This is a genomic window from Streptomyces sp. CA-210063, from assembly GCF_024612015.1.
Lineage (GTDB): Bacteria > Actinomycetota > Actinomycetes > Streptomycetales > Streptomycetaceae > Streptomyces.
On record NZ_CP102512.1, the window covers coordinates 1104744 to 1125020 of the forward strand.

Annotated in this window: 15 protein-coding genes and 1 tRNA gene; 9 read left to right on the plus strand and 7 right to left on the minus strand. The window is 70.1% G+C overall.

The window, feature by feature from the left end:
• Positions 1 to 19: 19 nt before the first annotated feature.
• Positions 20 to 1066, minus strand: a complete 1047-nt coding sequence (locus JIX56_RS04835) for a WD40/YVTN/BNR-like repeat-containing protein (protein ID WP_257537515.1) — start codon at positions 1064 to 1066, stop codon at positions 20 to 22.
• A 295-nt stretch (positions 1067 to 1361) separates the two neighbouring features.
• Between JIX56_RS04835 and JIX56_RS04840 the strand changes: the two genes are divergently transcribed.
• The 4 genes from JIX56_RS04840 to JIX56_RS04855 all read left to right on the plus strand — a co-directional run bounded on the left by JIX56_RS04840 (position 1362) and on the right by JIX56_RS04855 (position 5938).
• Positions 1362 to 1778 (plus strand): SsgA family sporulation/cell division regulator, encoded by a 417-nt coding sequence (locus tag JIX56_RS04840; protein ID WP_257537516.1) that lies wholly within the window; start codon positions 1362 to 1364, stop codon positions 1776 to 1778.
• A gap of 374 nt (positions 1779 to 2152) precedes the next feature.
• Positions 2153 to 3784: an ABC-F family ATP-binding cassette domain-containing protein gene (locus tag JIX56_RS04845; protein WP_257537517.1), complete on the plus strand. Its 1632-nt coding sequence runs from the start codon at positions 2153 to 2155 to the stop codon at positions 3782 to 3784.
• A 170-nt stretch (positions 3785 to 3954) separates the two neighbouring features.
• A complete protein-coding gene (gene ddaH / locus JIX56_RS04850; protein WP_257537518.1) occupies positions 3955 to 4731 on the plus strand; it encodes a dimethylargininase in 777 nt (258 codons plus the stop codon).
• A gap of 226 nt (positions 4732 to 4957) precedes the next feature.
• Positions 4958 to 5938 carry an acyl-ACP desaturase gene (locus tag JIX56_RS04855; RefSeq protein WP_257537519.1) on the plus strand — a complete coding sequence of 327 codons (981 nt, stop codon included), beginning with the start codon at positions 4958 to 4960 and terminating at the stop codon, positions 5936 to 5938.
• A gap of 156 nt (positions 5939 to 6094) precedes the next feature.
• Here the strand turns inward: JIX56_RS04855 and JIX56_RS04860 are convergent, their stop codons facing one another.
• From JIX56_RS04860 to JIX56_RS04870, 3 genes are all read right to left on the minus strand, one after another.
• Positions 6095 to 7435 (minus strand): SDR family NAD(P)-dependent oxidoreductase, encoded by a 1341-nt coding sequence (locus JIX56_RS04860; protein WP_257550737.1) that lies wholly within the window; start codon positions 7433 to 7435, stop codon positions 6095 to 6097.
• 88 nt (positions 7436 to 7523) lie between these two features.
• Positions 7524 to 7595, minus strand: a tRNA-Asp gene (locus JIX56_RS04865).
• 112 nt (positions 7596 to 7707) lie between these two features.
• A complete protein-coding gene (locus JIX56_RS04870; RefSeq protein ID WP_257550739.1) occupies positions 7708 to 7956 on the minus strand; it encodes a WhiB family transcriptional regulator in 249 nt (82 codons plus the stop codon).
• 333 nt (positions 7957 to 8289) lie between these two features.
• Here JIX56_RS04870 and JIX56_RS04875 point away from each other — a divergent pair, with 333 nt between their 5' ends.
• The gene (locus tag JIX56_RS04875; RefSeq protein ID WP_257537520.1) at positions 8290 to 9081 is read left to right on the plus strand and encodes a VOC family protein; all 792 of its coding nucleotides are present in this window, start codon (positions 8290 to 8292) and stop codon (positions 9079 to 9081) included.
• 325 nt (positions 9082 to 9406) lie between these two features.
• Positions 9407 to 10621, plus strand: coding sequence for a glycoside hydrolase family 64 protein (locus JIX56_RS04880; RefSeq protein WP_257537521.1), 1215 nt, complete (start codon positions 9407 to 9409; stop codon positions 10619 to 10621).
• A gap of 122 nt (positions 10622 to 10743) precedes the next feature.
• Here the strand turns inward: JIX56_RS04880 and JIX56_RS04885 are convergent, their stop codons facing one another.
• Both JIX56_RS04885 and JIX56_RS04890 read right to left on the minus strand, forming a co-directional pair.
• Complete coding sequence (locus JIX56_RS04885) at positions 10744 to 11799, minus strand: LacI family DNA-binding transcriptional regulator (protein ID WP_257537522.1); 1056 nt, start codon at positions 11797 to 11799, stop codon at positions 10744 to 10746.
• Positions 11800 to 12091: 292 nt separating this feature from the next.
• Positions 12092 to 13108, minus strand: a complete 1017-nt coding sequence (locus JIX56_RS04890) for a multicopper oxidase domain-containing protein (RefSeq protein WP_257537523.1) — start codon at positions 13106 to 13108, stop codon at positions 12092 to 12094.
• Positions 13109 to 13297: 189 nt separating this feature from the next.
• Here JIX56_RS04890 and JIX56_RS04895 point away from each other — a divergent pair, with 189 nt between their 5' ends.
• Positions 13298 to 15778 carry a ThuA domain-containing protein gene (locus JIX56_RS04895; RefSeq protein ID WP_257537524.1) on the plus strand — a complete coding sequence of 827 codons (2481 nt, stop codon included), beginning with the start codon at positions 13298 to 13300 and terminating at the stop codon, positions 15776 to 15778.
• Between the two features lie 17 nt (positions 15779 to 15795).
• Complete coding sequence (locus JIX56_RS04900; RefSeq protein ID WP_257537525.1) at positions 15796 to 18003, plus strand: OmpL47-type beta-barrel domain-containing protein; 2208 nt, start codon at positions 15796 to 15798, stop codon at positions 18001 to 18003.
• 90 nt (positions 18004 to 18093) lie between these two features.
• Here JIX56_RS04900 and ligD read toward each other — a convergent pair whose 3' ends face one another.
• Entirely contained in the window at positions 18094 to 19104 is a 1011-nt protein-coding gene (gene ligD, locus JIX56_RS04905) for a non-homologous end-joining DNA ligase (RefSeq protein ID WP_257537526.1), read from the minus strand.
• Between the two features lie 74 nt (positions 19105 to 19178).
• Here ligD and JIX56_RS04910 point away from each other — a divergent pair, with 74 nt between their 5' ends.
• Positions 19179 to 20264 (plus strand): ATP-dependent DNA ligase, encoded by a 1086-nt coding sequence (locus JIX56_RS04910; protein WP_257537527.1) that lies wholly within the window; start codon positions 19179 to 19181, stop codon positions 20262 to 20264.
• Positions 20265 to 20277: the final 13 nt, after the last annotated feature.

Sequence of the window (20277 nt, forward strand, 5' to 3'; positions counted from 1 at the left end):
ACGGCGGCCACAGCCGGCCTCAGTTCTCCAGCCGCGCCACGCGTCCCTTCTCACCGGCGGCCCAGCAGCCCCGGTCCGGGGTGCAGTCGACGGTGTCGTACGAGCCGGTGTCGACCGTGCGCCAGGTGCGGCCGCCGTCGGTGGTGAGGTCGGTACCGGTGGGGCCGACGGCGAGGGCGGTCGTACGGCTGTGGGGGAGCCAGGCGACGCCGGAGCGGTACGCGGGCGGGGGCTGCGCGGCGGGCGTCCAGGTCCGCCCGCCGTCGCCGGTGGTGGCCGCGGCCCGCGGGGACGGCTGGTCGGCGCGGTAGTCGCCGCCGACGGCGATGCCGTGCGTCCGGTCGCGGAAGGCGAGCGCGAAGACGCCGCGGGCGGGGTCGCCGGCCGGGACAGGGGTGTCGGTGACCTTCCAGGTCAGCCCTCGGTCGGCGGAGTGCAGCACGCGCGCGCGTGCGGCCCCGCCGGTCGCCAGCCACACATCGCGCGGGCCCGAGTCGACCAGGCACTGCCCGCTCGCCGCGAAGCCCGCCTCACCCTCCAGGGCCGGGGGCATCCCCTCGTTCGGCAGGACCGTCCAGGAGCGGCCCCCGTCCTTGGTGGACAGGATGCGGAACTTCCCGTCCACCGGGTCACTCATGGCGAGCCCGTGGCGGTGGTCGAAGAAGGTGAGGCAGTCGTAGAAGGCGCGCGGATCGGTGTTGCGGAAGGACTCGGTCCACGTCGCTCCGCCGTCGTCCGTGCGGTACACGCGGGAGGCCTCTCCCTCGCCGATGGCCAGCACGACCGCCCTGCGTGCGTCGAATGCCTCGATGTCCCGGAACTGCAGCTCCTGTGCGCCGGGCGGTGAGACGTTGCGCCAGTTCCTGCCCCCGTCCGTGGTGCGCAGCACGGTTCCCGCGGAACCCGCCAGCCATGCGCTGTTCCGGCTGACGGCCGCGAGACCGCGAAAGCGCACGTCGGTGCCGGTCTCCTTCAGTTCCCAGTGCGGTGGACGGCCCTCCCCGTGTGCCTGCGCGGGCACCGCCAGGGCGGCGGCGAGCGCCGCCGCGGCCAGGCCCGTCGTCATCGTCCGACTCGTCCGACTCATCCGTCTCGACTGCCCCAAGCCCCTCATGGCGGGCGAAGTTAGTCCACCGATCCGGTGCCGTCCAGATGCCCTCGGCAGGGAACCACCGGGCGGCGTCCTGTGTCCTCTCCCATATCCCGGGACACGGGATGAGAAATGGATCACCACAGGGATTGGGCTCGGTGACAGAGGTCACTCGACCCGCGTGTGCACGGATCGGCCCGATCCGGCGTCTTCTGAAATGCCCGGCCCCAGCCATCCGGAGTCCGTCCACCCGTCACAAGGGAGCAAGGCGTTGTCCACCGTCATCGAGCAGCCCGTAGAGGCCCGTCTCGTCGCCGCCGCGCCGCGGATGCCGAGCATTCCCGCAACGCTCCACTACGACCGTCGCGATCCTTTCGCCGTCCGTATGACCTTCCCCGCCCCGGCCACGCTGGAGGGGGTCGAGGTCTGCTGGACCTTCGCCCGTGAACTCCTCGTCACCGGCATGGAGGAGCCGGTCGGTCACGGGGACGTACGGGTCCGCCCGTACGGCTACGACCGGCTGGTCCTGGAGTTCCACGCCCCGGAGGGCACCGCCGTGGTGCACGTCCACGCCGGTGAGGTGCGGCGCTTCCTGGAGCGTACGACCGACCTGGTGCCGCTCGGCCTGGAGCACCACCAGGTCGACCTGGACCACGACCTGGCGGAGCTGATGCGGGACGCCTGCTGAGGCCATGCCTTCCAGACGCCGCCCCGCGCCGCCCCGCGCCGCCCCGGGGGCGGCCGATCCGGTCGTCGTTCCGACGGCGGTCCGCGCGTCGCGTTAATCCGTTGACAGCCTTCTGACCCCCTCCGTACGTTGTTCCACGGTCCTGTTGCCGTCGATTGGAGAAGGACGTTGCTCGTCTGAGGTCCTGAGACACCGCGTCACACACCGTGCCGTATCCCGGCCTTCCTGTGTGCGTTGCGTGCGACCTCGGCGTACGAGCCGTCCTCCGGCAGCGGGCTTTTCTCTTGCCCTCACCTCTCGCCCTCGTCGTGTCGCCCCTCGCGGTGTTTCGAACGCGTCGCCCCTGGCCGCTTCCAGCATTCGCGAGGTCCCTCATGTCTACTCCGTTGTCCCTCACCTGTACGTCCCTGTCCTTCGCCTGGCCCGACGGCACCCCCGTCTTCGACGACCTGCAGATCGCGTTCGGCCCCGGCCGGACCGGGCTCGTCGGCGTCAACGGGTCAGGAAAATCAACCCTGTTGAAGCTGATCGCCGGTGAACTCACCCCGGCCGACGGCACGGTCCGCGTGAGCGGCGAGGTCGGCTACCTCCCGCAGAACGTCACGCTCGACACCGGCCTGAAGGTCGACGAGGCGCTCGGCATCGCCGCCGCCCGCGCCGCGCTGCACGCCATCGAGGCGGGCGACGTGGCCGAGGAGCACTTCGCGGCGGTCGGCGACGACTGGGACGTCGAGGAGCGCGCCCTGGCGACCCTCGGTCAACTCGGCCTCGGTCACATCGACTTGGACCGCACGATCGGTGAGGTCTCGGGCGGCGAGTCGGTCCTGCTGCGGCTGGCCGCACTGCTGCTGCGCCGCCCCGACGTCCTGCTCCTGGACGAGCCGACCAACAACCTCGACCTGTACGCGCGCCGCCGGCTGTACGAGGCCGTCGAGTCGTGGTCCGGGGTCATGGTCGTCGTCAGCCACGACCGTGAACTCCTCGAACTGGTCGACCAGATCGCCGATCTGCACTCCGGCGAGGTCACCTGGTACGGCGGCAACTACTCCGTGTACGAAGAGGCGTTGACCACCGAACAGGAGGCGGCCGAGCGCATGGTGCGGGTCGCCGAGGCCGACCTGAAGAAGCAGAAACGCGAACTCGTCGACGCGCACACCAAGTTGGCCAAGCGCACGCGCTACGCCAACAAGATGTACGAGAACAAGCGGGAACCCCGGGCCGTGATGAAGCTGAAGAAACGCACGGCCCAGGTGTCCGCGGGCAAGCACCGGATCATGCACGAGGAGAAGCTCACCGAGGCCAAGGAGCGCCTCGACGAGGCGGTGGAGGCCGTACGGGACGAGGACGAGATCCGCGTCGAGCTGCCGTACACGGCCGTGCCCCCGGGCCGTACCGTCCTCACCCTCCTGGATCTGAAGCTGAAGTACGGCGCCCGGGTGAACGGTGGTTTCGACCTGCGCGGCCCGGAGCGGATCGCGCTGATCGGCCGCAACGGCGCGGGCAAGACCACGCTGCTGCGGACGATCGCGGGCGAACTGGAGCCGGTGAGCGGCGAGACGACGGCCCATGTCCCGCTGCGCTTCCTGCCGCAGCGGCTCGACGTCCTCGACGACGATCTGACGGTCGCCGAGAACGTGGCCCGGTTCGCGCCGGACGCCACGAACAACCGGATCCGGGCCCGGCTCGCCCGCTTCCTGTTCCGGGGCGCCCGTGCCGACCAGCCGGCGGCGACGCTGTCCGGCGGGGAGCGTTTCCGGGCCGCTCTCGCCGCCCTGATGCTCGCCGAGCCCGCCCCGCAGCTGCTGATGCTGGACGAGCCGACGAACAACCTCGACATGGCGAGCGTGCGGCAGCTGACGACCGCTCTGGAGTCGTACGAGGGCGCGCTGATCGTGGCCAGTCACGACGTGCCGTTCCTGGAGTCGATCGGGATCACCCGGTGGCTGCTGATGGAGGAGGGAGAGCTGCGGGCGACCACGCCGGAGGAGGTCGCGGTGACCGGCTGACCCGTCGTTCGTCGGGGGCGTCCACCGAGGGCTTGGCTACCGCCGAGTATCTCAGGAGGGCCACAGCCTGGCGGCGGGGGTTTTGTCCACGTGGACCGGGGCTGCATGATGGCGGACCGGCGTCGCTTCACGGGCGCCGGAAAACCCTCGTTCGATTCGGAGTCCCACACGTGCCCAGCAAGAAGGCCCTCGTCCGCCGTCCCAGCCCCCGCCTGGCCGAAGGCCTCGTCACGCACGTCGAACGCTCCGAGGTGGACGTCGACCTGGCGGTCGCGCAGTGGGAGGCGTACGGGGAGGCCCTGCGCGCCCACGGCTGGGAGACCATCGAGGTGGATCCGGCCGACGACTGCCCGGACTCGGTGTTCGTCGAGGACACCGTGGTCATGTACAAGAACGTGGCGCTGATCGCGCGCCCCGGCGCCACCTCCCGGCGGGAGGAGACCGAAGGGATCGAGGAGGCCGTGGCCGCGCTCGGCTGCTCGGTGAACTGGGTCTGGGCGCCGGGCACGCTGGAGGGCGGCGACGTCCTCAAGGTCGGCGACACGGTGTTCGTGGGCCGGGGCGGGCGCACCAACGCGGCCGGGGTCCAGCAGCTGCGGGCCGCGTTCGAGCCGCTCGGGGCGCGGGTGGTCTCCGTACCCGTGAGCAAGGTGCTGCATCTGAAGTCGGCGGTCACCGCGCTGCCCGACGGGACGGTCGTCGGGCACATCCCCAAGATGGACGCGCCTTCGCTGTTCGGGCGCTTCCTGCCGGTGCCGGAGGAGGCCGGGGCGCATGTGGTGCTGCTCGGCGGCGACAAGCTGCTGATGGCGGCGAGCGCGCCGAAGACCGCGGAGCTGTACTCCGACCTCGGATACGAGCCCGTCGTGGTCGACATCAGCGAGTTCGAGAAGCTGGAGGGCTGTGTGACATGCCTCTCGGTGCGACTGCGGGAGCTGTACGCCTGACCCGGTGACGCCTGCCCCGTTTCGGCCCCGGGACCTGCGGGTCCACGGGGCGTTCGACACGCCCGCCCGACGGCTTGCGGGACGCACTGATCAGCGGCCTTTACAGTGCACTTAACCTACGGCATCGTAACCTACGGGTTCGTAGCCTACGATGCCGTAGGTTCAGGTCACCCGCCCGTGGCCGCCCACAAGATCCTGGTCCCCTGTTCGTCCCCCTGGAGCGTCTGTGTCGATCACTTCTCCTCACCTCGGCAGCCCGTCCACCGAATGGACCGACGCGCGGCTGCTTTACGCGCTGGAGGAAGTCGTCGAGAAGGAACTCAACCGGCATCTGAAGGTCACCAAGGACTGGATGCCGCACGAGTATGTGCCGTGGAGCGACGGCCGCAACTTCCCCGGTTTCTTCGAGGACGGAGAGGCCTGGGAGAAGGGGCAGTCGAAGGTCACGGAGATCGGCCGGATCGCCCTGGTGGTGAACCTGCTGACCGAGGACAACCTGCCCAGCTACCACCACGAGATCGCCACCCTCTTCGGCCGTGACGGCGCCTGGGGCACCTGGGTGCACCGCTGGACCGCGGAGGAGGGCCGGCACGGCATCGTGATGCGCGACTATCTGCTCGCCTCGCGCGCGGTGGACCCGGACCAGCTCGAACAGTTCCGTATGTCCCACATGGGCGAGGGCTTCGAGTCGGACAACCGGCACTCGATGCTCCACACGGTCGCGTACGTCGCCTTCCAGGAGCTCGCCACCCGCGTCTCGCACCGCAACACCGGCCACCACTCCGGTGACCCCGTGTGCGACCGCATGCTGGCGCGCATCGCGACCGACGAGAACCTCCACATGATCTTCTACCGGAACCTGCTGAAGGCCGCGTTCGAGTTCGCCCCCGACCTCACCATGCAGGCCGTCCGCGACGTCGTCGTCAACTTCCGCATGCCCGGCCACGGCATGCCCGGCTTCGAGCGCGCCGCCGCGCAGATGGCCATCGGCGAGGTCTACAACATGCGCATCCACCACGACGACGTCCTCTCGCCCGTCATCCGCTTCCTGAAGATCATGGAGATCGACGGCCTCGGCCCCGAGGGCATGAAGGCGCAGGAAGAGCTCGGCCTCTACATGGGCGGACTCGACGCGGAGGCCAGCAAGTTCGACGAGAAGCTCGCGGCGCGCAAGGCGCGGATGGCCGCGCGGGCCGCCGGCGCGTAGCCGCTCCGCGGGGTGCCGTGAGGTGCTGGGGCCGGGCGGCTACGCTACGGCCCCGCACTTGGGAGCAATCCCAGTCGTTCGTCTGCGGGTGCGTGGGGGCTGGTCGCGCAGTTCCCCGCGCCCCTGGATGACGGCCCTTCGGGCCAGTCATCCAGCTCACCACTCTGCTTCCCGGTAATCCTTCAGGAACACCCCCGACACCGGGTCGCCCGCCTCACCTCGCACGATCGGGTCGTAGATGCGGGCCGCCCCGTCGACGATGTCCAGCGGGGTGCGGAAGCCGGCGTCGGCCATGCGGTGTTTCTTCGGGGCGGGGTTCTCGTCGGTGATCCAGCCGGTGTCGACGGCGCACATGTGGACACCCTGGTCGGCGAGTTCGGCGGCGCTGGTGCGGGTGAGCATGTTGAGGGCGGCCTTGGCCATGTTGGTGTGCGGATGGCCGGCCGTCTTGTTGCGCACGGCGAAGCGTCCCTCGACGGCGGTCACGTTGATCACGTAGCGGCGGGCGTGCGGGGCGGCGAGCAGCAGCGGCAGCAGCCGGTCGCACAGGAGCGCGGGGGCGAGCGCGTTGACCAGTTGGGTCTCCAGCACCTCCGCCGGGTCGAGTGCGCCGAGCCGCGCCGACCAGGAGTTCTCCGGCGAGGGGTCGGGCAGCAGCCCGGCCTCGTCGGCCTCGCGCAACGCGACCGGCAGGGCGGCGGCACCGTCCCCCAGCATCCGCATCGGCGTGAACCCGGGTGCCTGCCGCGCCCCTTCGGGCAGCGCCTCGTACTCTCCGGCGGCGAGCGGCGCGTACGACTCCGGTGGCCGCCGTACCGTCTGGGCCGCGTTGTTCACGAGGATGTCGAGGGGCTCGCCCTCCTGCCTCAACTGCTCGCACAGGCCCAGTACTTGGCGCGGGTCGCGCAGGTCGACGGCGACGACGGTCAGCCGGTCGAGCCACTTCTCGCTGCCGGGCTCGGCGCGGAAGCGGCGCACGGTGTCGTGCGGGAAGCGGCTGGTGACGAGCAGTTCGGCGCCGTCGCGCAGCATCATCAGCGCCAGCTGGAAGCCGATCTTCACCCGGCCGCCGGTGAGGAGCGCACGGCGGCCGCTCAGGTCGGTGCTCAGGGCGCGGCGGGCGGTGTTGTCGGCGGCGCACTCCGGGCACAGCCGGTGGTAGAAGGAGTCGACCTGTCGATAGGGCGTCTTGCAGACATAACAGGTGCGCGGCTTCAGGAAGACTCCCCCGCCGCCCGTCACGGAGGTGGCCAGCGGCGCGTCCTCGCGCCGCTCCAGGGCCCCGGTGGCGGTCGCGGCCATCACTGCGGCGTCCGCGGCCGATCTCTCGGCGCCGAGGGCTTTACGGCGACGGAGCCGGCCGTCGCGCGCGAAGGACGCGGCGACCTGTTCGGCCCGCAGCCGCACGGGGTCGTCGACGGGCAGCGCCCGCAGCCTGCCGACCGTACGGTGAAAGGCCGCCAGCTCTTCCTCGGTGATACCGCCACCACCGCCCATGCGTGCCCCGCCCCGCGTGTCCCGTGCCGTGGTCCCCTGTCCCGACCGGCGCACGAGGCCTTCGGATCCACAGAACCGTCGAGCGCGGTCCGGACGACCGGATTCGAACCGGCGTTTCCGCCCTGACAAGGCGGTGCGCCTGCCTCTGCGCTACGTCCGGACCGCGCCCTGGGATCTTATGCGCCACCCGTCGACAGGGCCCAGCCATTTATGACCGAACCGGCTTACGGAGTGCGGCGATTCGAGGTCGAGCGGCAATGTTTAGAGGCGGGTCAGCTGTGGTCGGTGCGCCGGAGCCGGAGTCTCTCCTTCTCGGACAGCCCACCCCAGACGCCGAACCGTTCGTCGTTGGACAGCGCGTACTCGAGGCAGGCGGTACGCATCTCGCACATGCCGCAGATGCGCTTCGCCTCACGCACCGAGCTGCCGGGCTCGGGAAAGAAGAAGTCGGCCCCCGTCTGCGCACACAGCGCCCGCTCCTGCCAGGTGCGGTCGATTGGGGTGATCGTGTCGTTGTGCATGCACAGGATCGTGCCGCGCCACGAAAAACGTTCGATCAACGCGACATCAACGCGACGCTCCCGGTCCGCCATGGTCCTCTCGTCCGACCGGGCAGCGCACGGCGGCGCGCGGAACGAACATACACACGCACGACGCCACCGATCACCCACGGTGAGGGCACGAGCCCCCGCAAGGGGCGCGGGGCTGTGCCGATGTGCGGCTCCGCCCCCGAACACCCCGATGGCCGAGCCCCGGCGGGTGCATCGCGGCAACGACCGGCGATTGTCAGTGCGCGATGCCAGACTCGGCAGTACAGGCAACGGGCCCTCGAACCCCCTCAGAGGAGCGCAGCGATGCTCACCACCCGTTACGTCACCGGCGCCCCGAACTGGATCGACCTCGGCACCCCCGACATCGAAGGCGCCGCCTCCTTCTACCACGACCTCTTCGGCTGGCAGTTCCGCTCGGCCGGCCCCGAGATGGGCGGCTACGGCTTCTTCCAGCTCGACGGCCGCACCGCCGCGGCCGGCATGCAGAATCCCCCGGAGCAGGGCCCGCCGTCCTGGAACATCTACTTCCAGACCCCGGACGCCGACGCCACGGCCAAGGCGGTCGAGCAGGCCCACGGCTCGGTGCTGATGCAGCCCATGGATGTGGCGGACGAGGGCCGTATGGCCATCCTCGCCGACCGGGCGGGCGTGCCCTTCGGCATCTGGCAGCCCCACCGCAACACGGGCCTGGACGTCGTCACGGCTCCCGGTTCGCTGTGCTGGCTGGAGCTGTACACGCCGGATCTGCCCGCGGCCGCCGGGTTCTACAACTCCGTGTTCGGCTGGGAGACCTCCGCGATCGACATCGCCGGCGGCAGCTACACCTGTGTGAACCCGGCGGGGACCGCGACGAAGTCCATGTTCGGCGGCATCGTCCCGCTCGACGAGGACCCGAGCGAGGCGGAGTCGGGCCCGTACTGGCTGCCGTATTTCGAGGTCCCGGACACGGACGCCGCGGTGAGCAGGGCTCAGGAGCGCGGCGGCAGCGTCCGTGTGCCCGCCACGAACCTGGCGGGTGCGGGGCGTTTCGCCAAGCTCGCCGACCCGTACGGGGCAAGGTTCGCGGTCATCAGGAGCGAGCAGCCGCAGGACTGAGGACTGGGGCGAGCGATACCGAGCGAGACTGAGCGAGACCGAGCAACACCGACCGGCACCGCCGCCACCGCCATGGGGCTGACGGCCGTGTCGGTCGTTGTCGCTTGTTCTCGCTCGTTCTCGCTCGGTCGTTCGGTGTCCTCGGCGTTCCTCCGCGCCCCCGAACGCCGTTCGGTCTGCCGTCACCTCATGAACACGGCACATTCCTGAGAGCGCTCTCAGTCATAAGCCTTGACGCCTCAACTCCCCCTGGGAACAGTGGGTGCACCACAGCAGGGGCCCCGTCCGCTGTGCCTCCACTCCCCCACGTCTCAGGAGGCCCACCGTGATTTCCCGCCGTATGTTCCTGTCCGGAACCGCCGCCGTCGGCGCGACCGCAGCCGTGAGTACTCTCGGCACGCCCGCCCAGGCCGCGCCCGCCACCTGCCAACTCGCCCTGCGCAACGCCTCGTTGCCGGGCACGGTCCGGGCGTACGTCACCGGGCACGAGCAGTCGACGGGTGCCTGGGTGCTACTGCGGGCCGACGGCGGCGTCTACCGGCCGACGTCGCCCTCGGCGCCGCAGACACCACTGCCGGTGGACTGCGCGATCCCGCTCGGCACGGCGGGCTCGGCGCCCACCGTGCTGACGCTGCCTCAGATGTTCGGGGCGCGCGTCTACTTCGTACGGGACAGCACCCTGGACTTCTTCCTCAATCCGGGCCCGGCGCTGGTCGAGCCCGCCTTCGCCACGCCGGCCGATCCCAACTACGGCAAGACGTGGTCGTTCTGCGAGTTCACCTTCAATCCCACCCAGTTGTTCGCCAACATCAGTTATGTCGACCTGGTGACGGCTCTGCCGATCGGGCTGACGCTGGAGGGCGACGCCACGCACACGGTCGCCCCGCTGCCCGACGGGGCGGTGGACCGGATCGCCGCGGATCTGATGGCGCAGACGGCGCGGGACGGCCAGCCGTGGGACCGGCTCGTCATCCGGGGCGGCGACGGCAAGGTCCTGCGGGTCATCTCACCGCAGAACCTGATGGCGCCGTACTTCGGCCAGCCCGACCGGATGCCGTTCCGCGCCTACTGGGACTCCTACATCGACCAGGTGTGGGCGAAGTACCGCGGGACGGATCTGAGGATCGACCTCCAGGGCGGCCGGGGCGTCCTCACCGGCCGGGTCTCCGGCGACACCCTCACCTTCGCCGGCGGCCACTCCTTCGCCAGGCCGACCGCGAAGGACATCTTCACCTGCAACCACGGCCCGTTCGCCAACATCCCCGGCGACCCCGACGACAAGAAGGCCCTCCTCGCCCGTCTCGCCGCCGGCTTCAACCGCTCCCTCATGCTCACCCACCCCACACAGCCGAACGGGGCGACGGCGGCCGACTACTACCGGGGAGGCGTGACCAACCACTGGGCACGCGTGGTGCACGCCAACTCGCCCATCGGGTACGCGTTTCCGTACGACGACGTACGCCCCGACGGCGAGCCGGACGTGTCGGGCGCGGCCCACGACGGCAACCCGCGTCGGTTCACGGTGACGGTGGGCGCGTAGACGCTCCGCTGGGGGGTGCCGCGAGATGGCGTCAGTCGTCCGCCGCGCCGTCGTGGCTGGTCGCGCCCACGCGGCGGAGCCGCACAGTTATGCAGCCCCGCGCCCCTTACGGGGCGCGGGTTCTACGTGGAGGCGCGGCGCACCAGTGTGGTCGGCAGGACGACGCTGGACGGTGCGCCGCCGAGGCCCTGCTCCTGTTCCTCGGGCGTACGTCGTTCGAGGCCCCGGAGCAGCAGCCGGGCCATCAACCGCCCCATTCCTTCTATGTCCTGACGGACCGTCGTCAACGGTGGATCGGACTGCTCGGCCACCGGCAGCATGTCGTCGAAGCCCACCACGGCGACGTCCTCGGGAACGCGCCGCCCTCGCTCCCGCAGTACGCGCAGGGCGCCGGCGGCGGATACGTCGTTGGCGGCGAACACCGCGTCCAACTCCGGGCAACGGTCGAGGAGTTCCCGCATGGCGCGCTCCCCGCCCGCCGGGGTGAAGTCGCCCTCCACGATCAGCCGGGGGTCGGCGTCCATCATGACGTCCCGGAACCCGTCGAGCCGGTCCACGGCGGAGGTCTGGTCGAGGGGCCCGGTGATGTGGGCGATGCGGGTGCGGCCGAGGCCGACGAGATGGCGTACGGCGTCCCGCGCGCCGCCCCGGTTGTCGCTGTCGACGTACACGGTGGACGTGTCGCCGCGCGTGCCGTCCGCCCAGCCGGGCCGGCCGCCGAACACGGTCGGTACTCCGGCGCCCTGGATCAGCCCCGGCAGCGGGTCGTCCAGGTGCAGCGAGAAGACGAGCGCCCCGTCGACATGTCCGCCGGCGAGATATCGCCCCACCCGCGCGTGGTCCTCGGGCCCTTCGGTGAGGAGCAGGACGAGCTGCGAGTCGTGTGCGGTCAACTCCTTGCTGATGCCGCGAAGTTGGAGGGCGAAGAAGGGGTCCGCGAAGACCCTGGTCTCCGGCTCGGCGATCACCACGGCCACGGCGTCGTGCCGGCGGGTGACCAGGCTGCGGGCGGCCTGATTCGGCACGTACCCGAGCTCCTCGACCGCCCTGCGCACCCGCTCCACCAGCGGCTCCCGAACGCCCTCGCCGCCATTGACGACCCGCGACACCGTCGCCCTGGACACCCCGGCCCGCGCGGCCACGGCCTCCAACGTGGGACGCGACGCTGTCTCGGTCACTGGGCGACTCTCCTCCGGGGCGGCTGCGATCAGGATAGCCCTGGAAAAGACACCGTTGAGAGCGCTCCCCGACCGTCGGCCGGTGCCGTCGACCTCCAGACGTTCCGCGTCGGTGACGGCATCGAGCACCTGGTGACCGACGCACCCGGTGATCTGTCGGTCGGCCTACCCGGCCGAGGGCGCCCTCGGCCTCCGTCGAGACCGCCCGCACGGCGCCCCCGACCCGCCCGGACGGTGACCTGCCGGCCGTCCTTGCGAGGCCACCACCCGCGTGACGCTCTTCACCGGGCTCTCAGTGCTTGTGGGACGCGCCCGAGGCCTCGGACTCGGCGGACTCGTGCGGCTCATGGGGCTCGTACCCCGGAATCGTGCCGTCCGTCTTGCGTACCAGGAACAGGCCGACCATGCCCATGTCGGAGTGGCTCTGGACGTGGCAGTGGTACATCCAGGCGCCGGCGCCGACACCCTCGCCGGCGACGACCTGGAAGCCGAAGGAGTCGGCGGGGCCGACGATCTTGTTGTCGATGACCTGGCTGGGGTCGTCGGGGCCGGTGAGCTGGCCGGTGCGGTTGTCGGCCCAGCGGTGACCGTGCAGATGGAAGGTGTGGTAGTACTCGCCGTGGGTGATGACGACGAACTCGACGCGGTCGCCCACGGTGGCGTCGAAGTCGGGGCCGGAGTGGGCGGGCTTGTTGTTGATCAGCATGTCGTTGAAGACGACGGTGACGGTCTTGTCGGGGAGGACGTCGCCCTTGCGGCGGACGATCACCGGGCCGTAGAGGCCTTTGCGGATGCCGCCCGTGCCGTGTTCGGTGCCGACGACATGGTCGTGGTAGTGCCAGTAGCCGGCGCTGCCCGCGCGCCAGGTGCCGTCCTTGCGGGCGCCGGGGGCGTGCGTGCGCCAGGTGTAGGTGCGGGTGCCGCCGGGCTCGACATCGCTCTTGTTGAGCTTGGTGCCGTCGCTGGAGATCTCGTAGTCGAGACCGTGGACGTGCAGGCTGGCCGCCACATCCATCGTGTTCTCGAACTCGATGTGCAGCGTGTCGCCCTCGTTGAGCTCGATCAACGGGCCGGGAATCGAGGCCTTGCCCTTCTCGAAGCCGTAGCCCATCTGCCCGTCGGGCAGCTTCTCGGCGTACATCTTGATGTGCTTGACCTCGCCGCCGGCCGGGGCCGTCTTCGCCGGCATGGCGGCGCTCGCGGCCTCGGGACTGGCGACGGTCTCAATGGCCAAGGACAACGATGTCGCGGCAGCCGCGCCACCCAGCAGCAGCCGCCGGTTGAACCCTCGTCTGTCCATTCCGTCCATGCGGAACTCCCCACCCTGATACGGAGCTTGCGGAGACGCATCTGTGATCAACCTGTGAGACGGTAGCGGCAGCGCGGCCGTTTCTCCACACCCTGGACAAAGTTCGTGCCCTTTCGGTCATAGGTATTGGCGGGCCGCGCAAAGGGGTCTAGCTTCCTTGGCGCTGTTGCTGTGACCGAGGAGGTGCCCATGTACTTACGAGGGTTGAGCGACGCGAAGAGACGGGCCTGGGCGGCCACCCTGACCGCCTCGGTCGTCACCGCGGGGCTTCTGTCGGGCCCCGCGGCCCATGCGCGTCCGGCGCCGGAGCCGCCGCTGACAACGATGTCGATCAAGTCACCGCCAGGCGGCGCGGGCCCCCAGGTGCTGATCTTCCACGGCTCCGCGGCGGCCGGGGACGAGTCGCCCGTCGTGAACGCCGGGATCGAGGCGATCGAGCGGATCGGCCTGTCCGGGCCCGCCGCCGAGCGGTTCGAGGTCGTCGCCACCGACGACGCGTCCGTGTTCACCGACGAGTCCCGGTTGAGCGGCTTCAACGCCGTGGTCTTCCTCACCGGCGGCGGTGACGTCCTCGATCCCGAGCAGGAGGCGGGACTCGAGACCTACATGGAGGCGGGCGGCGGTTTCGTCGGCGTCCATGACGCGGCCCGCGCCGAGCCGTACTCGGACTGGTTCACGGGCCTGATCGGCGCCCGACCGGCCGCGTCGAGCCCAACGGCCGTACAGCGTGCGACCGTTGAGGTCGGTGACCGGAAGCATCCGGCCACCAAGGGCCTGCCCGTGCAGTGGAAGCGGCCCGACAAGTGGTTCAACTGGACGAAGAACCCGTCCGGCACCGTGCACACCGTGGCCCGGGTGCGCGAGTCGACGTACCAGCCGGGCACGAGCGCCAACGGCTGGGACCATCCGGTGAGTTGGTGCCGAGACTACGACGGCGGCCGTTCCTTCTACACGGGCATGGGCGGGACCGTCTCGGCGTACGACGAGACCGACTTCCGTACGCATCTGCGCGGCGCCCTGTTGTGGACCTCCCGCCTCACCCAGGCCGACTGCAAGGCGACGATCGACGCCAACTACAAGGCGGAGCGGCTGACGCAGCCCAACCAGCCGGGGCAGAACGACCAGATCGGTGAGCCGCACGGCCTGGTCACCGCGCCCGACGGACGGGTCTTCTACATCGGCCGGGGCGGCGCCGACTCGTCCCAGCCCGTGGTCACCGACTGGAACAACCCGGACATCGGCAAGGGCAAGGGCGAGATCCACGTCTACGACCCCAGGACGAAGAAGGTCACCCTCGCGGGCGCGCTCACCGTCTTCGGCAACAAGGGCGGCGGCGACGAGCTGATCAAGGTCGAAGAGGGGCTGCTGGGCATCGAGTTGGACCCCGGCTTCCAGCAGAACGGCTGGGTGTATCTGCACTACACGCCGCACTCCCGGATCAACCGCGACACCCGTATGGCCGAGCGCCGCGTCTCCCGCTTCACCCTCGACCTCGCCGCGAACAAGCTGGACCTGAGCAGCGAGAAGGTGCTGCTCAAGTGGCCGGTGCAGATCCACAGTTGCTGCCACGCGGGCGGCGGGATGACCTGGGACTCCGAGGGCAACCTGTACATCGCGACCGGCGACAACAACTCCAGTGGCTTCAGCGGTGGTTACTCGGGCAACAACCCCGAGCCCAACTACAAGGGCGTCTCGTTCGCCGACGCCCGCCGCACCGCCGGCAACACCAACAACCTCAACGGCAAGATCCTGCGCATCCACCCGGAGCCCGACGGCACGTACACCCTGCCCGACGGCAACCTCTTCACCGGGAAGGAGACCGACGAGGGTGGCGGCAAGACGCGCGGCGAGATCTATGTGATGGGCGTCAGAAACCCCGCGCGGATCTTCGTCGACCAGCAGACGGACGTCCTCTACGCGGGCTGGGTCGGCCCCGACGCGAGCGCGCCGTCGACGACCTGGGGTCCGGCGAAGTACGACACGTTCGCCGCCATCACCGAGGCGGGCAACCGGGGTTGGCCGTACTGCATGGGCAACAAGCAGCCCTACCGGGACCGTAATCTGCCGGACCCGTCGAAGCCGCTCGGCTGGTACGACTGCGACCACCCGAAGAACGAGTCGCCGAACAACGACGGGCTTGTCAATGTGCCCCCGGTGACAGGCAACAACATCTGGTACTCCCCGCAAGGCGGCGCCCCCGACTTCCCGCGGGACGCGGGCGGCGTCCCCTCGTACAAGAACGAGGAGGCCACGTATCTGCTGCCGTGGCTGAAGGGTGGCGGGCAGGCCACGATGAACGGACCGGTGTACCGGTACGACGATGACGTCACCGACTCCGGTCAGTGGCCGGCCTATTGGGACGGCAAGTGGTTCGTCGGCGACTTCTACGACGGCGACCAGCCGCGCCACGCGGTGCTCACCGACCCGAAGAACCAGGGCAGCGGCGGTCTCCCGATCCACGCGGAGTCGCTGAAGAAGATCGTGCCGGTCGGCACCAACGGCATCCGGAACCTCATGGACTGGAAGTTCGGGCCGGACGGCTCGCTGTACGTCCTGGACTACGGGCGCGGCTTCTTCACCTCGGACGCCAAGTCGGCGCTCTGGCGTGTCACTTACACAGGTGGCGGTCCCACGCCGGCCGCCGACGAGCTGGCGAGGAAGGCGGAGTGATGCGGGAGCGACGCTCGATGCGTGAAAGACGTCTGTGGGCGGCCTTGTTGGCGGCCCTGCTGATGGTGCTCGGACTGACGTCGACGCCCGCGTCCGGCCGTACGAAGGAGGCACAGGACCCGACCGCCGCCGCCCAGGTGCTCACCTGGACCGCCGGCGACGACATCACCAAGTACACGACCGCCCCGCAGACCGCGGAGGCGGGCCCGACCACCATCGTCTTCGAGAACAGCACGGCGACCGGCAACACCATGGGGATGCCGCACACGTTGACGTTCGACGTCTCCGACCCGGAGTACAACAACGACGTCCCGCTCAACATCCTGGCCAACCCCAGCGACGACCAGGGCGGCCGCCACACCGCCGAGGTGACGCTCACCCCCGGCCGCTACCGCTACTACTGCACGATCCCCGGGCACGGTCAGATGCAGGGCATCCTCGTGGTGACCGAGGGCACCGGCGAGGACACCACCGCTCCGGAGACGGCCGCCTCGGTCAGCGGAACGCAGAACTCCTCGGGCGCGTACGTCGGTTCGGCGTCCGTGGCGGTGAGCGCGACCGACACGGGCGGCTCGGGTGTCGAGCGGATCGAGTACGCGATCGGCGACACGGGCGCCTGGGTGCCGTACACCACGCCCGTCGTGATCGACCAGGTCGGCGCCCACAAGGTCCGCTACCGGGCGATCGACAAGGCGGGCAACACAGCGGCGGAGAAGAGCGTCGAGTTCACCGTCGTGGCGCCGCCGACGGACGACGCGACAGCACCGGAGACCTCGGCGACGGTGGCCGGTGAGCAGAATCCGCAGGGCGACTACGTCTCCATGGCGACCGTCACCGTGTCCGCGTCGGACACCGGCTCCGGGGTCAACACCATCGAGTACGCGCTCGGCGACTCGGGCGCCTGGCAGCCGTACACGGCGCCCGTGATGGTGCACGAGGTGGGCACGCACAAGGTGCGGTTCCGGGCGACGGACAAGGCGGGGAACGTCTCGGCCGAGAAGAGCGTCGGCTTCACCGTCGTCGCCCCGCCCGCCGACGACACCACACCACCGGTGACGGGCGTGACCGTGGAGGGCGACCGGAACTCCGCCGGCGCGTACCTCAGGAGCGCGAAGGTCACCGTCAGCGCAACCGACCACGGCGGCTCGGGTGTCGCCGCGATCGAGTACTCGCTGGACGGCGGCCCCTATCTCGCCTACACCACACCGGTGTTGGTCGACCGCGCGGGCACGCACACGGTCATGTACCGGGCGAGTGACAAGGCGGGCAACACGGCCGCGGCACGGTCCGTCAGCTTCACGGTCGTCTCGGGCGGGGGTGTCCCGGCGCCCAACTGCGCCGAGTACGACGAGCGGTTGACGGTATTCGTCGGCACGGTCGACTCGGGTGTGCCGAACCGGGTCACCAACAACCGTTGCCGCGTCAATGAGTTGATCGAGGACGAGAAGGAGTGGACGTCCCACGCCCTGTTCCTCAAGCATGTGAGGACCGTCATGGACGGCCTGCTGCGGGAAGGGGTCGTCGACCGGCGCGAGTACGACGCGATCCAGGAGGCGGCCGCGGAGTCCGGCATCGGCAAGCCCGGACAGACGGAGGGCTACCGGACGATCCTCGACGGCACGGCGGAGTCGTTCGCCAAGTGGCAGCAGGTGGGCGGCGGTTCGTTCGGGCTGAACGCCGACGGCTCGATCACGTCCGGTACGACGAAGGCCGGGCTCGGCATGCTGTGGTTCCCCGAGCGGAAGTACGGCGACTTCTCACTGCGTCTCCAGTGGCGTGACGACGCGCCCGGCACCTCCAACGCCAACTCCGGTGTGTTCGTACGGTTCCCGTGGGTCCACGAGCACTCCGAGGAGACGCGGCCGGAATGGGTGGCCATCAAGTACGGCCATGAGGTGCAGGTCCTCGACCGGCCCGACGGCGACATGTACAAGACGGGGTCGGTCTACGGCTTCGACCGGGTGGGGCTCGCCGGTGCGGGCGTCACCCAGAAGGGCACCTGGAACGACTACGAGATCCGCGTGGTCGACCAGCACTACTCGGTCTACCGCAACGGCGTCCTGATCAACGAGTTCGACAACATCGGCGGCCAGGACTTCACCCCGCCCCGCTCGGACGACCCGGGCACGGACGGGCGACGGTTCGCCTCCGGCTACCTCGGACTCCAGGTCCACGGCACGACGGATGTCGTCTCCTACCGGGACATCCGGATCAAGGAACTGTAGGGGCCGGTTCGGCTCGGCCCGTTGTCAGTGGCGTACGGCATGCTGTGATCAGTGGCTGCCGTACGCCACTGTGCGCTCCCTGGGGGCGCGTCACGCCTTCTTCGCCCGGCTCGGCTGCACCCGCTTCGGCTCCCCCGGCATCTTCGGATACTCCGGCGGGTACGGCAGATCAGCGAGCCCATGGTCGTGTTCGTCCCGAGCGGCCAGCTCCAACAGCGCCTCCAGGGAGAACGCGTGGTCGTCCATGTCGGCGTGGACGTCACCGACCTCGGCGAAGCGCGACGGCATGGTCGCCAGGTCGAAGTCGCCGGGCACGGCGACGCCCACCTCGTCCCAGGTGAGGGGCGCGGAGACGGGAGCGTGCGGGCGGGGGCGTACGGAGTAGGCGGAGGCGATGGTGCGGTCGCGGGCGGTCTGATTGTAGTCGACGAAGGTCTTCTCGCCGCGCTCCTCCTTCCACCAGGCCGTGGTCACCTGGTCCGGCATCCGGCGCTCCAGTTCGCGGGCCACGGCGATGGCCGCGCGGCGGACCTGGGTGAAGGTCCAGTCGGGCCGGATCGGCACGAAGACATGCAGGCCGCGCCCACCGGAGGTCTTGGGCCAGCCGCGCAGATCGCCGTAGTCGTGCAGGACGGAGCGGAGTTCGTGGGCGGCGCGGACGGCGTCGGCGTAGTCGGTGCCGGGCTGGGGGTCGAGATCGATGCGGAGTTCGTCGGGGCGGTCGACGTCGTCGCGGCGGACGGGCCACGGGTGGAAGGTGAGCGTGCCGAACTGGGCGGCCCATACGACGGCGGCGACCTCGGTGGGGCACATCTCGTCGGCGCTGCGGCCGCTGGGGAAGGTGATGTGGGCGGTGGGGATCCAGTCGGGCATGTTCTTGGGAGCCCGCTTCTGGAAGAAGTTCTCGCCCGTGACCCCCTCCGGGTAGCGCTCCAGGGTGGTGGGCCGGTTGCGCAGGGCCCGCAGGATGCCGGGGCCGACGGCGAGGTAGTACCGGGCGAGGTCCAGCTTGGTGAAGCCGCGCTCCGGGAAGAAGATCTTGTCCGGGCTGGACAGCCGTACCGTCCGCCCCGCCGCCTCCAGCTCCACCGCTTCACCCATGCGGCCACGGTAGACGGAACGGCCAGATGCCGCATACCGGGCGAATCTCATCGCCGGGTCGCAGAATCGGAGGCATGGATCTGCCGGTGATGCCGCCCGTGAAACCGATGCTCGCCAAGTCCGTGGCGAAGATCCCGCCGGACATGCACTACGAGGCGAAGTGGGACGGATTCCGGGCGATCGTTTTCCGCGACGGGGCCGAGGTGGAGATCGGCAGCCGTACCGGGAAGACGCTGACCAGGTACTTCCCCGAGCTGGCGGCGGCGTTGCGGGAACGGTTGCCGGAGCACTGTGTGGTGGACGGGGAGATCGTGATCGTCCGGAAGGGGCGGCTGGACTTCGACGCCCTGACCGAGCGCATCCACCCCGCGGACTCCCGCGTCCGGATGCTGGCCGAGACGACCCCGGCCTCGTTCGTCGCGTTCGACCTGCTCGCCCTGAACGACGAATCGCTGCTCGACGTCCCGCTCGTCGACCGGCGAGCGCTCCTCGAGCTGGCCCTGTCGGAGGTCACCGCCCCCGTCCATATCGCCCCGGCGACCACGGACCGTGAGCTGGCCGAGCAGTGGTTCGAGCAGTACGAGGGGGCGGGCCTGGACGGAGTGATCGCCAAGCCGCTCAATCTGCGCTACCGGCAGGACGAGCGGGCCATGTTCAAGATCAAGCACGAGCGCACGGCCGACGTGGTGGTCGCCGGCTACCGCCTCCACAAGAGCGGGCCGGTGGTCGGCTCGCTGCTGCTGGGCCTGTACGATGACGGGGGCACCCTTCAGCACGTGGGCGTGTGCGCCGCGTTCCCCATGAAGCGGCGGGCTGAGCTGGTGGCCGAGTTGGAGCCGCTGCGGATGGCGGACGTCGGGGAGCACCCGTGGGCGGCCTGGTCCGACGAGGCGGCGCATGAGACGGCCAGGCTTCCGGGCGCGCCGAGCCGCTGGTCGACGAAGAAGGACTTCTCCTGGGTGCCGCTGCGGCCCGAGCAGGTCGCCGAGGTGGCGTACGACCACATGGAGAACGGCGTCCGTTTCCGCCACACGGCCCGCTTCCGCCGCTGGCGCCCGGACCGCACGGCCGAGAGCTGCACCTATGCCCAGCTGGAGGAGCCGGTGAACTACGACCTGACGGAGATCCTCGGGCCCGGACCGGGACCCGAACCCGGGTAGTGACGGTCACACC